Raw genomic sequence first — 2,604 nt, forward strand, 5'->3', positions numbered from 1 at the left:
ACGCGGTGCGCCACCACCGGCCGGTCTCGATCCGGTACACCGCCGTCGACGGCGAGCGGAGCCGCTCAGCTGGTGATGTCCTTGTGCGCGAACTTCCGCGCCGCCAGCAGGCTGAAGAATGCGCCGTAGGCCAGGGCGGAGAACGTACCCTTGGCCATCTGCGCCCAGTCGACGTCGGACGACAGCAGGTCCGCCCACGCCAGCGCGTAGTGCGTCGGCAGGTAGTTCCGCAGGTCCTCCAGCGCGGTGATCTGGTCGAGGATCTGCGACACGATCGACGCCAGCACCGCGCCGCCCACCGCGCCCAGCGGCGCGTCCGTGGACACCGACAGGTACAGCGCCAGCCCGGCCACCCAGAACAGGTGGATCGAGATGTAGACGACGGCCAGCGCCACGCCGTAGACACCGGCGCCGAAGGACGCGGCCTCCCCGGTCGGTGACACCGCCTCCCCGGCCCCGTACCAGACCACGCCCACGCCCAGCGCCACCGCGGGCAGCAGCGCCAGCGCGAACACCGACATCAGCCCGGACGCCAGCGCCTTGCGGCGCAGCAGCCGGTGCCGGGGGATCGGCGCGGCCAGCAGGTACTTCAACGACGACCACGACGCCTCGCTCGCGATCGTGTCGCCGAAGAACAGCGCGACGATCATCGGCAGCAGGAAGCTCCCGCTGACGAACAGCGTCAGGATCACGAAGTTCACGCCGCTGGCCGTGGCCAGGTCGACGAACCCGCCCGCCCGCCGGTTGGGCGACGCCTGCCCCAGCTCGAACGCCACCACCAGGATGAACGGCAGCAGGACCAGGAACCCCAGCACCAACTGCGTCCGCCTGCGGCGCAACTGCCGCGCCAGCTCCACCCGCACCGGCAACGTCCGCGACGCCCGGTACCCGACCTTCGACCCGTCCGGCGCGACCGACGGGTGCTCGGCCCGCGCCGCGTCCGTCAGGTCGGAGATCGCGGCCGGGTCGGTGTGCACACCGTTCTCGCTCATTCGCCCACCAACTCCAGGAACGCGTCTTCCAACCGACGGCGCGGACCGGCCTGGTCCACCGCCACACCCGCCGCCACCAGGGCCTGCAACGCCGACGCCCGGGGCGTGCCGTTGAGGCTCGCGTGGACCTGCTCGCCGTCCACGTGCACGTCGTGCACCCCGGCGAGGCCGCGCAGCACCTCGGCCGCCTCGTCCGGCCGGTCGACGCGGAAGCTCGCCTCGCCGCCGCCCGTCGCGATCTCCTCCACCGGACCGGCCGCGACCAGCGAACCCTTGTGCATCACGACGACGTGCGTGCACGTCTGCTCGACCTCGGCCAGCAGGTGGGACGACACCAGCACGGTGCGCCCGGCCGCGGCGTAGCTGCGCAGCACCTCGCGCATCTGGTGGATCTGGGGCGGGTCGAGCCCGTTGGTCGGCTCGTCGAGCACGAGCAGGTCCGGCAGGCCGAGCATGGCCTGCGCGATGGCCAGCCGCTGCCGCATGCCCTGGCTGTAGGTCCGCACCCGCCGGTGCACGGCGTTGCCCAGGCCCGCGATCTCCAGGGCCTCGTCGACGTGCGCCTGGTCGAGCGGACGGCCGGTGGCCGCCCAGTACAGCCGCAGGTTCTCCGCGCCGGACAGGTGCGGCAGGAAGCCCGAACCCTCGACGAACGACCCGATCCGCGACAGCACCGGCGCACCGGGGCTCACCCGGTGGCCGAACACCCTGATCCCGCCCTCGGACGGGCGGGTCAGGCCCATCAGCATGCGCAGCGTGGTGGTCTTGCCCGCGCCGTTGGGCCCGAGCAGCCCCAGCACCTGGCCGTGCTCCACCCGGAACGACAGGTCCTTCACCGCGGTCAACCCGCCGGGGTAGGACTTGGTCAGGCCCTCGATGACCAGCGGCACCGACTCCAGCTCGGGCTCGACGTCCGCGGTCAGCCTGCGGCGGAACCACGCCACCACGGCCGCGATGACGCACACGATCAGCACGATCCCGATGCCCCACAGCGCACCGGTCGGCACCTCGCTGGTCGCGTTGACGCCCGCCACCACCGGCACCGACAGCGCGGGCGAGGCGAGGTACGCGGCGGGCGAGGTGGCGTTCGCGTACGCCATGTCGGTGGTCGACACGACCAGTTGCAGCCGGTGGTCGGCCTCCACGGGCCGCACGGCGCCCGGCAGCGTCACGGTCACGTCGACCGGCGTGCCGTCGGCGGGCAGGTCCGCCACCCGCACCGGCGCGACGGCCGAGCCGGGCAGCGTCCGCACGCCACTGGCGTCGGCGTCGTACAGCTTGACGAACAGCACCGCGCCCTCGGCGGGCACCGGCTGGCCCGGCACGGCGGCGACCCGCAGCCGCACGGTGGACGCGCCGGTCAGCAGGGTCTGCGCGGTCTGCGGCTCGCTCTGGAACACGGCCGCCTGACCGGGCATGTCGATCGCCAGCCGCGAGGACAGCGCGCTGGACTGCGACACCACCGACCCGAGCCCCGGCAGGCTGGACACCGCCGCGGGGTTGCCGCCCGCGGGGTTCACCACCACCTGCTCGTGGCCGGTCAGCGGCACGTCGCGGCGCTCGGTGCCGGCCGCGCCTTCGAGGCCCGGGTAGGCGGGCGCGACGACGGTCC

At 73.5% G+C, this 2,604-nt stretch carries 2 protein-coding genes; both read right to left on the reverse strand.

Going from position 1 to position 2,604, the window contains the following annotated elements:
* Positions 1–65: 65 nt before the first annotated feature.
* Positions 66–992, reverse strand: a complete 927-nt coding sequence (locus tag AB0G02_RS34810) for an ABC transporter permease subunit (protein WP_360803062.1) — start codon at positions 990–992, stop codon at positions 66–68.
* The coding region (locus tag AB0G02_RS34815; RefSeq protein WP_360803065.1) for an ATP-binding cassette domain-containing protein at positions 989–2,604 on the reverse strand (1,616 nt) is incomplete at its 5' end. The genes AB0G02_RS34815 and AB0G02_RS34810, both read right to left, overlap by 4 nt.

Source organism: Actinosynnema sp. NPDC023658, assembly GCF_040639995.1.
Lineage (GTDB): Bacteria > Actinomycetota > Actinomycetes > Mycobacteriales > Pseudonocardiaceae > Actinosynnema.

Excerpts from the sequence above, each read along its gene's own strand:
- AB0G02_RS34810 (WP_360803062.1), bottom strand. The coding sequence starts at position 992 with ATGAGCGAGAACGGTGTGCACACCGACCCGGCCGCGATCTCCGACCTG.